The 15,772-nt window shown below is 65.5% G+C and carries 14 protein-coding genes; 8 read left to right on the top strand and 6 right to left on the bottom strand.

The features are described from left to right. Nucleotides 1-5 precede the first annotated feature (5 nt). Nucleotides 6-674 carry an OmpW/AlkL family protein gene (locus tag ACSQ27_RS21505; RefSeq protein ID WP_436157524.1) on the bottom strand — a complete coding sequence of 223 codons (669 nt, stop codon included), beginning with the start codon at nucleotides 672-674 and terminating at the stop codon, nucleotides 6-8. Between the two features lie 314 nt (nucleotides 675-988). Between ACSQ27_RS21505 and ACSQ27_RS21500 the strand changes: the two genes are divergently transcribed. Then, complete coding sequence (locus ACSQ27_RS21500; RefSeq protein ID WP_436157523.1) at nucleotides 989-1,336, top strand: DUF805 domain-containing protein; 348 nt, start codon at nucleotides 989-991, stop codon at nucleotides 1,334-1,336. A 54-nt stretch (nucleotides 1,337-1,390) separates the two neighbouring features. Here the strand turns inward: ACSQ27_RS21500 and groL are convergent, their stop codons facing one another. The 3 genes from groL to ACSQ27_RS21485 form a co-directional block, all read right to left on the bottom strand. After that, on the bottom strand, nucleotides 1,391-3,043 hold the full coding sequence (gene groL, locus ACSQ27_RS21495; RefSeq protein WP_411877453.1) for a chaperonin GroEL: 1,653 nt from the start codon (nucleotides 3,041-3,043) through the stop codon (nucleotides 1,391-1,393). Between the two features lie 132 nt (nucleotides 3,044-3,175). Next, nucleotides 3,176-3,466: a co-chaperone GroES gene (locus tag ACSQ27_RS21490; RefSeq protein ID WP_007872916.1), complete on the bottom strand. Its 291-nt coding sequence runs from the start codon at nucleotides 3,464-3,466 to the stop codon at nucleotides 3,176-3,178. Between the two features lie 249 nt (nucleotides 3,467-3,715). Then, nucleotides 3,716-4,717, bottom strand: a complete 1,002-nt coding sequence (locus tag ACSQ27_RS21485) for an AraC family transcriptional regulator (RefSeq protein WP_436157522.1) — start codon at nucleotides 4,715-4,717, stop codon at nucleotides 3,716-3,718. Between the two features lie 78 nt (nucleotides 4,718-4,795). Here ACSQ27_RS21485 and ACSQ27_RS21480 point away from each other — a divergent pair, with 78 nt between their 5' ends. The 5 genes from ACSQ27_RS21480 (at nucleotide 4,796) to ACSQ27_RS21460 (ending at nucleotide 10,858) form a co-directional block, all read left to right on the top strand. Further along, nucleotides 4,796-6,025 carry an MFS transporter gene (locus ACSQ27_RS21480; RefSeq protein ID WP_436157521.1) on the top strand — a complete coding sequence of 410 codons (1,230 nt, stop codon included), beginning with the start codon at nucleotides 4,796-4,798 and terminating at the stop codon, nucleotides 6,023-6,025. 15 nt (nucleotides 6,026-6,040) lie between these two features. Beyond that, on the top strand, nucleotides 6,041-7,081 hold the full coding sequence (locus tag ACSQ27_RS21475; protein WP_436157520.1) for an NADP-dependent oxidoreductase: 1,041 nt from the start codon (nucleotides 6,041-6,043) through the stop codon (nucleotides 7,079-7,081). Between the two features lie 197 nt (nucleotides 7,082-7,278). Then, nucleotides 7,279-8,781: an ATPase domain-containing protein gene (locus tag ACSQ27_RS21470; protein ID WP_436157519.1), complete on the top strand. Its 1,503-nt coding sequence runs from the start codon at nucleotides 7,279-7,281 to the stop codon at nucleotides 8,779-8,781. Continuing rightward, on the top strand, nucleotides 8,781-10,274 hold the full coding sequence (locus ACSQ27_RS21465; protein ID WP_436157518.1) for a hybrid sensor histidine kinase/response regulator: 1,494 nt from the start codon (nucleotides 8,781-8,783) through the stop codon (nucleotides 10,272-10,274). The genes ACSQ27_RS21470 and ACSQ27_RS21465 overlap by 1 nt, the downstream gene beginning before the upstream one ends. A 377-nt stretch (nucleotides 10,275-10,651) precedes the next feature. Beyond that, on the top strand, nucleotides 10,652-10,858 hold the full coding sequence (locus tag ACSQ27_RS21460) for a hypothetical protein (protein ID WP_436157517.1): 207 nt from the start codon (nucleotides 10,652-10,654) through the stop codon (nucleotides 10,856-10,858). Here ACSQ27_RS21460 and ACSQ27_RS21455 read toward each other — a convergent pair. Together ACSQ27_RS21455 and metK are read right to left on the bottom strand one after the other, a co-directional pair. Next, entirely contained in the window at nucleotides 10,855-12,210 is a 1,356-nt protein-coding gene (locus ACSQ27_RS21455) for a sensor histidine kinase (RefSeq protein ID WP_436157516.1), read from the bottom strand. The two genes, ACSQ27_RS21460 and ACSQ27_RS21455, sit on opposite strands and share 4 nt — an antisense overlap. Nucleotides 12,211-12,636: 426 nt before the next feature. Continuing rightward, the gene (gene metK, locus ACSQ27_RS21450; protein ID WP_436157515.1) at nucleotides 12,637-13,821 is read right to left on the bottom strand and encodes a methionine adenosyltransferase; all 1,185 of its coding nucleotides are present in this window, start codon (nucleotides 13,819-13,821) and stop codon (nucleotides 12,637-12,639) included. Between the two features lie 176 nt (nucleotides 13,822-13,997). On the opposite strand from metK, the gene ACSQ27_RS21445 reads away from it, so the two are divergent. Both ACSQ27_RS21445 and ACSQ27_RS21440 read left to right on the top strand, forming a co-directional pair. Continuing rightward, the gene (locus tag ACSQ27_RS21445) at nucleotides 13,998-14,861 is read left to right on the top strand and encodes a lysophospholipid acyltransferase family protein (RefSeq protein ID WP_436157514.1); all 864 of its coding nucleotides are present in this window, start codon (nucleotides 13,998-14,000) and stop codon (nucleotides 14,859-14,861) included. Next, nucleotides 14,858-15,754 (top strand): lysophospholipid acyltransferase family protein, encoded by an 897-nt coding sequence (locus ACSQ27_RS21440; protein ID WP_436157513.1) that lies wholly within the window; start codon nucleotides 14,858-14,860, stop codon nucleotides 15,752-15,754. Before ACSQ27_RS21445 ends, ACSQ27_RS21440 begins: the two co-directional genes overlap by 4 nt. Nucleotides 15,755-15,772 lie beyond the last annotated feature (18 nt).

Raw genomic sequence — 15,772 nt, 5'->3', positions numbered from 1 at the left:
TGCAATTAAAACTTGTACCCCAGTTGCACCGTGAAGCAGTTGGGGTCCAGCACCACGTCGATCGTCTGGCCCGTGCTCAGCGTACCGCGCGTCTTCAGCAGGGTCTTGGTGTAGCTGCCTTCCACAAACCATTTCTCGGTGAGCTTGTAGACGCCGCCTATCTGAAAGGACGGGGCCAGCTTGGATTTGAAGGACACGCCGGTGGGCGGGCCGCCGGGGTTGGTCAGCGCGGTCAGCAGGGCGCTGCCCTGTTCCTTGTAGAAGTGCACGTAGGACAGGCCGGCGCCCAGGTAGGGCCGGAAGCTGGCGTTGGCTTCGAAGAAGCGGTACTGGGCGATCAGCGTGATCGGCAAGGCCTTGGTTTCAGCCACCTTGCCGAAACCCGCGAGCACGCCGTCGCCGGTGACGTCGTGCCGGAACCCCAGGCCCAGCGGCAGGTGCAGGTTCAGGTGGTTGGTAGCCATGTAATTCACCGCGCCTGTCAGCCGGGTGTCGTTGCTGACGCCGACGCGCACATTCGGAATGCTGCCCGTGAGGGTACCGCTGTCCACCGAGGGCTTGATGCGCGTGACGCCGGCCGAGAGCGACCAGGTGCCGGCCTGTTGCGCAAAAGCGGGCAGGGTGGATGCAGCCAGGAGGGCTGCAGCAATCAGGGGGAGTCTGGAAAGAGTCATGGGCTGGTGACCGTTGTGGCGTGTTGGAGGGTTCATCCAGTGGATCGATGCATCTCATGGTAGCGGCAAGCGCCGCCCAGCGCTGCCTTCCGCGTGGTTTTAAGGGCAAAGGGTGAAGCGCAGACGCAACGCCCTGGCCAATTGAAAACGTTCTTCGTACAAGGTTTGTACGGATGCGGACCAAGCCGCTTGCGCGCCGCAAAATCGGCCGGTGCGCCGGGCCCCGGCCGGCCGCGGTAGCCCCGCGGGGCGGGCCGCATTATCATGCGGCAGGGAATTCACCCTGTTTACACCTTGTGAGGAGGATCACTGTCATGAATTTCGGCCAAGCCATTACCACCTGTTTTTCCAAATACGTCACTTTTACCGGCCGGGCATCGCGGCCGGAGTTCTGGTGGTTTTTCCTGTTCCAGATCATCGTCCTGATCGTCACCGGCATGATCAGCAACATCCTGTACGGCATCGCCGCGCTGGCGATGCTGCTGCCGGCCATCGCGGTGGGTGTGCGGCGCCTGCATGACATCGGCAAGACCGGCTGGCTGATGCTGATCGGCCTGATCCCGCTGGTCAACCTGTTGCTGCTGTACTGGTGCGTGCAGCCCTCGGAAGGCCCGAACCAGTATGACGAAGGCGCCGCACCCGCGGCACCCGCCGAGCAATAAAAAAAGGGCCGCGAAAGCGGCCCTTTTTGATGGAGCGAGAAGCTCAGGCAGGCATTACATGCCCATGTCGCCCATGCCGCCCATTCCACCCATGCCGCCTGGCATGCCGCCGCCGGCGCCGGACTCTTCCTTCGGAGCCTCGGCAATCATGGCTTCGGTCGTCAGCATCAGGGATGCGACGGAGGCTGCGTTCTGCAGTGCGGTGCGGGTAACCTTCGTGGGATCCAGGATACCCATTTCGATCATGTCGCCGTAGGTGTCGTTGGCGGCGTTGAAGCCGTAGTTGCCCTTGCCGGCCAGCACGGCGTTCACGACGACGGAGGCTTCGCCGCCTGCGTTGTAAACGATTTCGCGCAGGGGGGCTTCGATGGCGCGCAGCACCAGCTTGATACCGGCATCCTGGTCAGGATTGTCGCCGGCGATCTTGCCTGCAGCCTGCTTGGCGCGCAGCAGCGCCACGCCGCCGCCGGCCACGATGCCTTCTTCCACGGCAGCGCGGGTGGCGTGCAGTGCGTCTTCCACGCGGGCCTTCTTTTCCTTCATTTCGACTTCGGTGGCAGCGCCGACCTTGATCACGGCAACACCGCCGGCCAGCTTGGCCACGCGCTCTTGCAGTTTTTCACGGTCGTAGTCGCTGGTCGCTTCTTCGATCTGGACGCGCACTTGCTTGACGCGTGCTTCGATGTCGGCAGCGGCGCCGGAACCGTCGATGATGATGGTGTTTTCCTTGCCCACTTCGATGCGCTTGGCCTGGCCGAGGTCAGCCAGCGTCACTTTTTCGAGCGACATGCCGACTTCTTCAGCGATGACCTTGCCGCCAGTCAGGCAGGCGATGTCTTCCAGCATGGCTTTGCGGCGGTCGCCGAAGCCGGGGGCCTTCACAGCCACAACCTTCAGGATGCCGCGCAGGGTGTTCACCACCAGCGTTGCCAGGGCTTCGCCCTCGACTTCTTCGGCAATGATCAGCAGCGGACGGCCGGCCTTGGCGACTTGCTCCAGGGTGGGCAGCAGGTCACGGATGTTGCTGATCTTCTTGTCGTAGAGCAGAACAAAGGGGTTGTCCAGCAGTGCGGACTGCTTTTCAGGGTTGTTGATGAAGTAAGGGGAGAGGTAGCCGCGGTCGAACTGCATGCCTTCGACGACGTCGAGTTCGTTTTGCAGGGACTTGCCGTCTTCCACGGTGATCACGCCTTCTTTACCAACCTTGTCCATCGCGTCGGCAATGATTTTGCCGATGGATTCGTCGGAGTTGGCCGAGATCGAGCCGACCTGGGCGATTTCTTTCGACGTGGTGGTGGGCTTGGAAGCCTTCTTGAGCTCTTCGGTCAGGGCCAGCACGGCCTTGTCGATACCGCGCTTCAGGTCCATCGGGTTCATGCCCGCGGCCACGTACTTCATGCCTTCGCGGACGATGGCTTGTGCCAGAACGGTGGCGGTGGTGGTGCCGTCGCCGGCGTTGTCGGAGGTCTTGGAAGCGACTTCCTTGACCATCTGCGCGCCCATGTTCTGCAGCTTGTCCTTGAGTTCGATTTCCTTGGCGACGGACACACCGTCCTTGGTCACCGTGGGGGCGCCGAAGGAGCGCTCCAGAACCACGTTACGGCCTTTGGGGCCCAGGGTTACCTTGACCGCGTTGGCCAGGATGTTCACACCCTCGACCATGCGTGCGCGGGCTTCGCCGCCGAAAATGACGTCTTTTGCTGCCATGATTAATTCTCCAGATTCAGTTAATAAGGGGTTGGACGCGGCGGGAGATTACTTTTGTCTCCGGCCGGGCCTTTCGGCCCTTAACTTCGCTTCGCGAAGTTAGCCTCGACGAAAATAATTCGCCTTGCGAAATTATTTTTCGACCACTGCGAACAGGTCTTCTTCTTTCATGACGAGCAATTCGTCGCCGTCGACCTTGACGGTCTGGCCGCTGTATTTGCCGAACAGGACGCGGTCGCCGACTTTCACGCCCACGGGGCTCAGTTCGCCCTTGTCGTTCTTCTTGCCTGGGCCAACGGCCAGCACTTCGCCTTGATCAGGCTTTTCAGCGGCGCTGTCGGGGATGACGATGCCGGAAGCGGTTTTGGTTTCGTTTTCCACGCGTTTGACGATCACGCGGTCGTGCAAAGGACGAAGTTTCATGAGAGCTCCTTGTTTGAGAACACTGGTTTTGGGAATCAAAAAGCACCCGGCTGGAAGTGGGTGCTTGTTAACTTTGGTGGATTGACTGGGCTTTGTTAGCACTCAATACCATCGAGTGCTAATCATAGGGGCAATTCAGGTGGTTTTCAAGGCAAGGGGCGGAAAACCTGCTTTTTGGGCTGGTCGCCGACATCGCGGAGCGCCCCTGGGCTGATTTCAGCCAAAAACCGACCCGGTTGGGGATACGGGTCACATGGGGCTGCGTGCCTTGCTGGGCGCGTGGCCGATGACACGCTTGAACGCGCGGCTGAAGGAGGCCTCGGAGTCGTAACCCAGCCGGTCGGCGGCCGTGGTGACGCGCATTCCGTCCTGCGCGATCCAGTTGCGCGCCTGGAACATGCGGATGCGGGCCACATACCGGGCAGGGCTCTCGCCCACCGATTCCTTGAAGGCCTGGGCAAAGCGGGATCGCGATGCGCCCATGATGTTCGCCAGCTCCGGCACGCTCCAGTCCTGCTCCGGCGTCGCGTGGATGGCGGCCAGCACCTTGCCCACGCCGGGCGAGCGCAGCGCCGCGATCCAGCCCGTCGAGTTGCTGCAGGCGCATTCGACCCAGGCGCGGATGATGGTCGCGGCGAGCACATCGGCCATGCGGGCCAGGATGCCGCAGGCGCCCATGCGGTTGAGCGAGGCTTCACGCTCCATCGCGTCGAGCAGCATCGGCACGCCCGGGTCGCGCTGCGCCAGCTCGCCGGCGCGGATCACCTCCGGCATCATGGCCAGCAAGGGGTGCAGCGGGTCGAGGTTGAAGGTCATGGTGCCGCAGAACATGACGTGGGAGGGGGCTTGCGCCGCGGGAGCGCCATCCCGCAACAGATAGATATCGTCCGCGACCCGTTCGCGGTCAAAGGTCGCGAGAGCCACCGGCGGCACCTCGGGTGAACTGGCCACGGTGTGGGCCGTGCCGCGCGGCAGCAGCACCGCGTCGCCGGCCTTCAGTTCCATCCACCCGGACGGCTCTGTGTGCAGCCAGCAGTTCCCGCTGGCGACGAAATGAAAACGCGCGGCGGCTTGCGCGGCAAAGGAAATCGCCCACGGCGCATGCATCAGGCAGCGGCCGTACTCGACGCCGTCCAGGCGCAGGCCCAGCAGGATCTGGGTAAGGGGATCGGGCCCGGCGGCAGGCAGGCCTGCGCCTTCGTGAGGGGGTTGAATGACGGGCGTGAAAGTTCTGGAGGAATCGTCAAGCATTTCGGCTCTTTCGCCATGGAAATGTGTGGATGCTAGGCCTAAGCTGGTCACCCTGTCCTCAACAAGGCTTCACATTTCATGTCATCAACTTCCTCTTCTGCTTGCCTCGACCCGCTGGCTGCCGGCGCAAGCCCGACCGGCGATTCACCCGGCGAGGCCGCCGCGCTCTGGCCGGCGGTCGCTTCACTTTCCCTCGGCGTGTTCGGCCTGGTCACGGCGGAATTCCTGCCGGCCAGCCTGCTGACCGCCATGGCGGCCGATCTCCATGTCACGGCGGGTGCGGCGGGCCAGGCCGTCACGGCCACCGCGCTCGTCGGTGCGGTGGCCGCGCCGACCATTCCCCTGCTGACGGCGCACTTCGACCGCAAGCGGGTGCTGCTGACGCTTACCGCCTTGCTGCTCGTGTCCAACCTGCTGGCGGCGACGGCCGGCTCGCTCGCGGTGCTGCTGTTCGCGCGCGTGGTGCTCGGCATCGCGCTCGGCGGCTTCTGGTCGATGGCGGCGGCGCTGGCCATGCGCCTGGTGCCGGAACGGCTTTTCCCGCGCGCCATGTCCCTGGTGTTGACCGGCGTCTCCATTGCCACCGTCTGCGCGGCGCCGGTCGGCGCCTGGATGGGCAGTTTGTGGGGATGGCGCAGCGCTTTTGTCGCGGCGGGCGTGGTCGGCGTGCTGGCTTTCCTTGTGCAACTGGTGGCGCTGCCGGCACTGCCGCCACGCGACAAGGCCAGCTTGAAGGGCCTGCGCGACCTGCTCACGCGGGGGCCGGTGCGCATTGCGCTGCTGGCCGTGCTGCTGGTGATATCCGGCCACTTCGCGGGCTTCACCTATATCCGGCCCGTGCTGGAAGACGTGACCAGGCTGTCGGCAGCGGCGATTTCCGCCGTGCTGCTGGGCTACGGCATCGGCGGCTTTTTCGGAAACTTCGCGGGGGGCTGGCTGGCGGGGCGCAGTGAACGCTACGCGATCGTCGCCGGCAGCGGGATGATCGCCCTGCTTGCGGCTGCGCTGCTTATTGGCGGCAGCTCTGCCGTGGTCACCGCCGTGGCTGTGGCGCTATGGGGGTTCGCGTTTGGCGCATTCCCGGTCGGCTTCCAGACCTGGATCGTGCGCGCCGCACCCGACCAGGCAGAGGCCGCGGGCGGCCTGCTGGTGGCAGCGTTCCAGATCGCCATCGCCACGGGTGCCATCGCGGGCGGCCTCATCGTTGACGGGACTGGCGCGCTGGGTGCCCCTGCGTTTGCCATGGTGGCTGTGGCCCTGGGCGGCCTGCTGGCATGGCGGCGCGGCCCCGGTTCCCGCCGCGGCTGAATCACGGAGGCGATCATGACCGAGTCGAAACCAGACCCAGGCAGCAATCGTCGCATCACGCTGGCGGCGCACCCGCGCGGCCTGCCGGTTGCGTCCGACTTCCATCTCGTGACCGAGCCGGTGCCGCGCCCGGGCGAAGGCCAGGTGCTGTTGCGAACGCAGTTCCTTTCGCTGGACCCGTACATGCGCAACCTGATGGACAAAATCGGGCCCGGATACGCGCCCCCCGTTCCGCTGGGCGGCACCATGCCCGGCGGCACTGTCAGCCGCATCGTGGAGTCCAGGCATCCCCACTACCGCGCCGGCGATCTCGTGCTCGCCAATGCCGGCTGGCAGGACTACGCCATCAGCGATGGGAGCGACCTGCTGGCGATCGGCGGCATGGCCCGTCCCTCCCTGGCGCTGGGCGCGCTCGGCATGCCGGGCTTCACGGCGCACGTCGGCCTGCTGGACATCGGCCAACCCCAGGCCGGTGAAACCGTGGTGGTCGCGGCGGCGACCGGCGCGGTGGGTGCCATGGTCGGCCAGATCGCAAAACTCAAGGGCGCTCGCGTCGTCGGTATCGCCGGCGGTGCCGACAAGTGCCGGCAGGCCGTCGAGGACCTGGGCTTTGATGTCTGCATCGACAGGCACGGGCCCTTATTGGGGGAGCAGCTTGCCGCCGCCTGCCCGGCGGGCATTGACGTGTATTTCGAGAACGTCGGCGGCGATGTATTGGCGGCCGTCCTTCCCCTGCTCAATATCGGCGCCCGCATGCCGGTGTGCGGCTTTGTTGCGCATTACAACGACTCTGCAGGCCCAAGCGGCGGCAATCAGCTGCCGCAGTTCCTGGCCGCCATTTTGCAGAAGCGGGTGCGCGTGCAGGGCTTCATCATCCTTGACCACTATGGCGAACGCTTTGATGTGTTCCGCCGTGAAATGGACGCGTGGGTCGACAGTGGACGGGTCAAAGCGGTGGAACATGTTGTCGACGGCCTTCTGCAAGCGCCCGCCTCCCTGTCGGGCCTGCTGCAGGGCCGGCACTCCGGCAAGGTCGTCGTGCGCCTGGAGGCCTAGCGTCGGAGTGCGGGGATGCCGGTGGACTACGCCGTCATGGCGTCTCGTCCTACGCGGCGCCCAGACGCTGCAACCTTGGGCGCGTGCAACGCTGTGATTAATATTTATCCAGCTGTTACAAACCGCTTCGTTCGCTGACGGAGTGTTGCGGGATGTGCCGCCCATGCCCTGTGGCCAAACAACCCGCACCTCCGACCATGACTCTCCAAGCGCCCGCTGCCGCCAGCTTCCTCTCCACCGGCATTCCCGGCCTCGACAACATCCTGGCCGGCGGCCTGATCAGGGACCGCATCTACCTGATCGAGGGTGAGCCCGGCACCGGCAAGACCACGACCGGCCTGCAGTTCCTGGTCGCCGGCGCCCGGACCGGCGAGTCGGTGGTGTACATCACCCTGGCGGAGACGGCCGCGGAACTGAAAGGGGTTGCCTTGTCCCACGGCTGGAACCTGGACGGCATCCACATCCACGAGGTGCTGCCTTCGGAGAACCTGCTGAAATCGGAAGCGGAATACACCCTGTTCCACCCCTCCGAGGTGGAGATGGGCGCCACCACCCAGATGATCCTGTCGGTCATCGAGAAGCACAAACCCACGCGCGTGGTGATTGATTCCCTGTCTGAACTGCAACTGCTGGCCGATTCCCCGCTGCGCTACCGCCGCCAGGTGCTGGCCCTCAAGCAGTTTTTCGCCAGCCGCTCGTGCACGGTGATGCTGCTGGACGACCGCACGGCCGCCGGCATAGACCTCCAGGTGCGCAGCATCGCCCACGGCGTGATCACGCTGGACCAGTCGGTGAAGGACTATGGCGCCGAGCGCAGGCGCATCCGCGTGGTGAAGTACCGCGGCGTCGCGTTTCGCGGTGGCATGCACGACTACGACATCCAGTACGGCGGGCTTTGCGTGTACCCGCGCCTGGTCGCCGCGGAGTCGCGGGTGATGGGAAAGCGGGTGCAGCTCACCAGCGGCCTGCAAGAGCTTGACACCCTGCTGGGCGGCGGCCTGGAGGAGGGCACCAGCACCCTGATCGCCGGCCCGCCCGGCACCGGCAAGTCCTCGCTCGCGGCGCAGTTCGTCACGGCGGCCGCCCATCGCGGACAGAGCAGCGCCATGTTCCTGTTCGAGGAAGCCGCCAACAACCTGCTGAACCGTGCCGACGGCCTGGGCATGGACATCCGCAAGCCCTACGAGAGCGGCATGCTGAGCATCCAGCAGATCGATCCCGCCGAGCTGTCGCCGGGCGAGTTTTCCACGGTGGTGTGCCAGGCCGCCGACCGCGGCTGCAAGGTCATCGTCATCGACAGCATCAACGGCTACCTCAACGCCATGCCGGACGAGCGCTTCCTGACCACGCACCTGCACGAGCTGCTGACCTACCTGGGCCAGCGCGGTGTGGTGACCATCCTGGTGGGGGTGCAGCAGGGCATGCTGGGCGGGCAGATGTCGACGACGGTGGATGCCAGCTACCTGGCCGACAACGTGCTCATGCTGCGTTACTTCGAGCATGACGGCGAAGTCAAGCAGGCCGTGTCCGTCTTCAAGAAACGCGGCAGCCTGCACGAACGCACCATCCGGCAGTTTTCCATGTCCCGCAGCGGCATCCATGTGGGTGCGCCCCTGCGCGGCTTCCGCGGCATCCTGACGGGGGTGCCGGTGTATGTGGGAAGCGGCCCTGAAACGGGTGACATCGCCGGGGTCCGCTAGTGGAGCGGCGCATCGTCATCTGCGCGCCCACGGGCCAGGACGCAGGCCTGGCCGCGAAAGTCCTGGGATCGGTGGGCATAGGCAGCATCGTGTGCGGGGACAACAGCGAGTTGATGCGGCAGTTGCAGCAGGGCGCCGGCGCATTGCTCATCGTGGAGGAGGTGGTCAGCGGCGCGGCGATGCGGCCGCTGGCAGACTATGTGGCCTCGCAGCCCACCTGGTCCGACATCCCCATCCTGCTGCTGACGCGCAGCGGCGCCGATTCGCTGGACGTGCAGCGGGCGGTGGAGCACCTGGGCAACGTGACGCTGGTGGAGCGGCCGGTGCGCACCATCGCGCTGATCACCGCCACCCGCTCGGCCGTGCGGGCGCGCGAGCGGCAATACCAGGTGCGCGATGCCGACAGGCGCAAGGACGAATTTCTCGCCACGCTGGCGCATGAGCTGCGCAACCCGCTCGCGCCCATCCGCACCTCCATGGGCATCCTCAAGCACCTGCACCCCGATTCGGACCAGGTGACGCAGCTGCGCAACGTGGTGGACCGCCAGGTCGGCCACCTGACGCGGCTGGTGGACGACCTGCTGGACGTGGCCCGCATCACCAGCGGTAAGGTGGCACTGAAAAGGGAGCGGACCACGCTGCAGTCGGTGCTCAACCATGCGGTGGAGATTTCCGCTTCCGCCATGGAAAGCAAGCAGCACCGGCTTGAATTGCGGGAGCCGGGCGCGCCTTGCGTCCTGGATGGAGACGCCGCGCGCCTGGTGCAAAGCGTGGCCAACCTGCTGGTCAATGCCGCCAAATTCACACCTGCGGGCGGGCACATCGTGCTCAGCGCGGAAGTCGCGGGGCCGGTGGTGACTTTCCGCGTGAAGGACAACGGCATCGGGCTGGAGGCGGCCTCGCTCGCCAGGATATTCGAGCTGTTCGCCCAGACGCCCGTGCCGGGCGAGGCCCCGACCGGACTGGGCATCGGCCTCAGCCTGGCCCGGCAGTTTGCCGAGATGCACGGGGGCACTCTTCACGCTGCCAGTGAGGGCCTGGGCCATGGCAGCGAGTTCGTGCTGGCCTTGCCGGTGGTGCTGGAGGGCGAACAGCCTGAAGCGCCCCGGCCGGCCGGCGCCACGGCCGCGCCGGGAAACCTCAGGAAAATCCTGGTGGTGGACGACAACGTGGACGCGGCGAACACACTGGAGGCCCTGCTCGACATGGATGGCTTCGCCGTCACCACGGCGTATGACGGCGTCGCCGCCGTGGCCGCCGCAGGGATCAACCGGCCGGATGTGGTGGTCATGGACATCGGGATGCCGGGCATGAACGGCTATGACGCGGCGCGCCTGATCCGGCAGCAGCCGGGCAATGAAAACGTGGTCCTGATCGCCCTCACGGGCTGGGGCCAGTCGACCGACAAAACCCGCGCCAACCTGGCGGGGTTTGACCACCACCTCGTCAAACCGGTGGATTACGACAGGCTGATGTCCTGCCTGTCCGGTTGAAATGCCGGGCTGCTGCCGGGCCCATTCGAGCTTGTCCTACACGGAATTCCTCTCCCGCCGACGGCTTGTGACCCCTGCCGGCCCCTAAAGTCGAAACTCATCCACTCCGGGCCCCAAGGGGCAGCAAGATGTTTCTAGACAGTTTTCCACGCGAGGAAGCCCAGGACAGCCGGGCCTTGCGCCCGGCACGGGAACCGGCGGCCGAACCGGCCAGGTCCCGCCATCCCTGGCCCTTTCCGGTGTCCGGCAAGCCGATCGGTCTGGTTGCGGCACCGGCACGGCCGCAGGCCGGCCCGTCAGGGTCCGTCCCAGCAGGCAGCAGTTTTGTCACCTGATGCATTCCATGAAATCCGCACCCTGAGGCCAAGGAGAGGGACATGAGCACCAAATCCAGCCCGGAGCCGGAAAGCCGCCGTGCCGGCGGCGCCAAAACGCCTGCGGGCCCGCCCCGCAAGAAGGCTTCCGACGAATTCGGCAAGGAGGGCACCAACAAAACCCTTCCCGAGCCCAAGGCCGACGGCGAACCCTCCGAAGAGCTGGGCAACACCCCGCATATCGGGAAGACGCCTTACACCCGCGGCTAGCCGTGGGGCGCCGCCTTGCGCAGCACCGTCAGGGGTAGCGTGGCCGAAAGGGTCGTGCCCTGGGTGGCGTTGATGTCGAGGCGCCCGCCCGAGGCCTCCACCCGGTGGCGCATGCCCTGCAGGCCGTGGCTTGAGGCCTGGATGGCCTGCGGATCGAAACCCCGGCCGTCGTCGTGGACCGTCACGATGATGTAGTCCTTGTAGCTCAGCAGGTTGATGTCCACGTTCTGCGCCTGCGCATAGCGGGCGATATTGGTCAGCGCTTCCTGCACCAGCCGGTAAACCGTCAGCTGGATGGTTTCGTCCAGTTGTGCCGGCTCCAGGTTGGTGGCGATGCTCAGGCCCGAACGCTGGGCGAATTCGCGCGTCAGGATTTCCAGGGCCGGCACCAGCCCGAGGTTGGACAGCGAAGAAGGGCGCAGGTCTTCAATGATGCGGCGCTTCAGGGCGATGCCGCTGTTGAGCGTTTCGGTCAGGTGCTCGATGCGCGCGGGCAGGTCGCCGCTGTCCGCGGACAGCTTGGCCTTGATGCGCGCGACGTCGAGCTTGGCCGCCGTGAGCAGGGCGCCGAGCTCGTCGTGCAGTTCGCGCGCCAGGTGGCCTCTTTCCTCTTCCCGGATCTGCTGCAGGTGAGTGGCCAGTTCGGCCAGGCGGCTGGTGCGTTCCCTGACCTGGACGCCCAGCAGGTCGCGCTCTGCCTGCAAGGCCAGCTGCTGGCGCTGCCCGGCCTGTTCCAGGGCGGCCGTCTGGCGCAGGTACAGCCAGAAGGCGATAAAAGCGACGCTTGCCACCAGGGTGATGCCTATGCGCGTCAGCAGCAGGGAGCGCCGGACTTCCGTGTAGCCGTTGGCGGTGTCCTGGTTGGTTTCAGTGACCAGCCGGCCGGCGCCGTCGCGGATGATGTCCATCTGCTCCTTGCCCACCTCGGTGGTCAGGACAAAGCGCCAGGCGTCGTCCTTGCCCTCGTTTTTCATACGGATGGACAGGTCCATTTCGGCCAGCTTGCGCTGCACCGTCCGGCCCAGCGTCGACAGCGTGTCGACCTGGTCCTTGCGCATGGCGAGCAATTCGCGCAACTGGTCCTGCGTCTGGCCGATGTCGGCGATGGCGGCCTTGTAGGGCTCCAGGTACATGGTGTCGCCGGTCAACAGGTAGCCGCGCTGCCCGGTCTCCGCATCGAGCACGTCGCGCAGCAGCCGCTGGACATGGTTGCGCGCGACGTGGGCCTTGGCCACCTGGTCCATCGCCTCCATGGATCGGATGTACGACAGCTCGCTGATGCCGATCAGCGTGAGCACGGCGATCAGGGCGCAGGCGATGTTGACGGCCATTTTGTGGGGAGTGCTTGGCATGGGAGCTTTCGTGGAAGTTCTCGAATAGTGCCGCCGGCCGGCGCAAACCTGCCCAAAATTGTAGAGGCCGGCTTTCCCGGCAAGGCATGAAAAAAGCCACCCGGAGGTGGCTCTATGTTGCCGAAACTCGGCAAGCCGTGGCGTAGGACGCCGCGCCTTGCCGGGGGCTTGTTGCGTGGAGCTTACAGGCCGGCTGCAGCGCGGAGCGCAGCAGCCTTATGGTGACCGCATCACATTGCCGCGCAATATGAGCGGTCCCCAAAGCTCAAGAGGAGCTTCGCTCCGCGGTCCTTACAGGCCCGCCGCTGCACGCAGCGCTTGAGCTTTATCAGTCTTTAGCTTCGGCACCGGGCCTTTGACCCTTAACTTCGCGATGCGAAGTTAGCCTGCGCTGAAGAGCCGATACCGGGCGATCGCCCGGCGGCCTTACAGGCCGGCTGCAGCGCGGAGCGCAGCAGCTTTATCGGTTCTTTCCCACGTGAATTCCGGCTCGTCGCGGCCGAAGTGGCCGTAGGCTGCGGTCTTTTCGTAGATGGGGCGCAGCAGGTCCAGCATCTGGATGATGCCTTTGGGGCGCAGGTCGAAGTGTTCGTTGACCAGGGCCGAGAGTTTTTCGTCGGAGATCACGCCCGTGCCTTCGGTATAGACCGTGACGTTCATGGGCTTGGCCACGCCGATGGCGTAAGCCACCTGGATCTGGCACTGGCGGGCCAGGCCGGCCGCCACGATGTTCTTGGCGACGTAGCGGGCGGCGTAGGCGGCAGAGCGATCCACCTTGCTGGGATCCTTGCCGCTGAAGGCGCCGCCGCCGTGCGGGCAGGCGCCGCCGTAGGTGTCGACGATGATCTTGCGGCCGGTCAGGCCGCAGTCGCCCTGCGGGCCGCCGATAACAAAACGGCCGGTCGGGTTGATCAGGTACTTGGTGTCCTTGGTCAGCATGCCCTTGGGCAGCACCGGCTTGATGATTTCCTCAATGATGGCTTCGTTGAAGGAGGCCTTCATCTTGTGCGCGGTTTCGCTCTGGTCGGGGCTGTGCTGGGTCGACAGCACCACGGTGTCTATGCTGTGCGGCTTGCCGTCCACGTAGCGCATGGTGACCTGGCTTTTCGCGTCGGGGCGCAGGAAAGGCAGGCGGCCGTCCTTGCGCAGCTGGGCCTGGCGCTCGACCAGGCGGTGCGCATAGTAAATCGGCGCGGGCATCAGCTCGGGGGTTTCATCGCAGGCGTAGCCGAACATCAGGCCCTGGTCGCCGGCGCCGGTGTTCAGGTGGTCATCGCTGGCGTGGTCCACGCCCTGGGCGATGTCGTTGGACTGCTTGTCGTAGCAGACCATGACGGCGCAGCCCTTGTAGTCGATGCCGTATTCGGTGTTGTCGTAGCCGATGCGCTTGATGGTGTCGCGCGCGACCTGGATGTAGTCGACGTGCGCGTTGGTGGTGATTTCACCGGCCAGCACGACCAGGCCGGTGTTGGTCAGGGTCTCGGCGGCCACGCGCGAGAGCGGGTCCTGCTTAAAAATCGCGTCGAGAATCGCGTCGGAAATCTGGTCGGCGACCTTGTCGGGATGGCCTTCGGAGACGGATTCGGAAGTAAAGAGAAAATCGTTCGCCATTGCGTACACTCCATGAAGTTTGTCGGCGCGTTGCCGGCTGGGGTGCTTCGGCGAACGCTTTAGCAGTTTGGTTTAATGTCGCCCTGCAAGTTGTTCAATAACTCGGCGACAGCGCTCATTATATGGCGGCCGTTTTTTGGCTGGATTGGCCCTTCAATACCCCTTTTGCCCGCTCGATGCACTGCTTGTTCCGATTCTTCGCCCTCTGGCCGCTGGCCGCCCTGCATACGCTGGGCGCCGGCCTGGGCTGGCTGGTCTGGGCTGCGAGCCCGCGCTACCGCGCGCAGTTCCGGGCCCATGTGGCGCAGGCCGGCCTGCCGTTTGAACTGGCCCGCCCGGCGATCGCCGAAGCCGGGCGGTTTATCGCCGAGCTGCCCAAGCTCTGGATGCGGCCGGCCACCGAGTCCTGCCTGGGCAATGTGCGGGTAGAAGGCCAGGCCAACGCGGAGCAGGCATTCGCCCAGGGCCGCGGCGTGATTTTTTTCGGGCCCCATTGCGGCAGTTTCGAGCTGGGCCCGCAAGCGCTGGCCGAACTCTACGGGCCCATCACCGCCATTTACCGGCCGGCGCGCAAGGCCTGGCTGGCACGCCTGGAGCGCCTGGCGCGCGACCGCGCCAACCTCACCGTCGTGCCGGCATCGCTGAGCGGCATCCGCCTGATGCACAAAACCCTCAAAGCCAACCAGGCTGTGGCGCTGCTGACCGACCAGGTGCCGCCGGAGGGGCTGGGCGTCTGGGCGCCGTTCTTCGGCAAGCCGGCCTACACCATGACCCTGGCGGCGCGGCTGGCGCTGCAAAGCGGGGCGGTGCTGCTGCCGGTGAGTTGCGAGCGCCTGCCGCACGGGCGGGGCTATTTCCTCAAGATATGGCCGGCGGTCGAAGGCGTCCAGCCGGACGATGCCGGCAAGCCCCGCGCCGAGCTGCTGCAGGCCGTGACGCAGATCAACCGCGCCATTGAAGCCATCGTGCTGAGCCAGCCCGGCCAGTACCTGTGGGGCTATGCACGCTACAAGACACCACGCAAGGAAGCACCGCTGTGAAGACTGCCCGACAGATGGCCGGCCGGCTGGTAACCCGCGGCGGCATTCTCTTTATGCAGCTGCTGGCCCTGGTGCCGCTTTCGTGGACGCGCGGCCTGGGCGTGCTGCTCGGCTGGGTGCTGTATGCCGTGGTGGGGGCGCGCCGGCGTGTGGTGGACACCAACCTGGCCCTGTGTTTCCCGGCGCTTTCCGCGGACGAGCGGCGCCGGCTGAACGTGCAGACCTTCGTCTATTTCGCCCAGGCCTGGCTGGACCGCGCCTGGCTGTGGCATGCGCCCAAAACCTGGGTGCAGCGGCGCGTGCACCTGACGGGCGCTATCGAGGAACTCGCGGGCAACGCGCCGACGGTGATTTTTCTGCCGCATTTTGTGGGGCTGGACGCGGCATGGACCGCCGTGGCGCTGCAGATGCCCCGGCCCTCCACGACGATTTACACCGACCAGTCCAACAAGCTGGTGGACCGCTGGATACTGCGCGGGCGCCGGCGTTTCGGCAATTTGCGCCTGTTCGGCCGCGCCGCCGGCGTCAAGCCCATTGTGGCGGCGCTGCGCGAAGGCCAGCCGCTGTATTTGCTGCCCGACATGGATTTCGGCCCCGACGATTCCGTGTTCGTGCCTTTTTTCGGCGTGCCGACCGCCACCGTACCCTCGCTGTCGCGTTTTGCCAAACTGGGCCGTGCCAAGGTGCTGCCGCTGCTGCCGCGCATCACCCCCACCGGCTACGAGGTGCAAGTGCTGCCGGCCTGGGCGGATTTTCCCAGTGAAGACCCGGTGGCCGACACCGCGCTCATGAATGCGCGATTGGGCGAATACATAGCGGCCATGCCGGCGCAGTACTACTGGGTGCACAAGCGTTTCAAGACGCGGCCCGAAGGCGATCCCTCGCTATATTGAACCCGGGCAGCACCCGCG

This window comes from Polaromonas sp. LjRoot131, from assembly GCF_964252805.1.
Lineage (GTDB): Bacteria > Pseudomonadota > Gammaproteobacteria > Burkholderiales > Burkholderiaceae_C > Polaromonas.
Note: the sequence above shows the minus strand (reverse complement) of the source record. Positions and strands in the feature narration are given on the sequence as shown.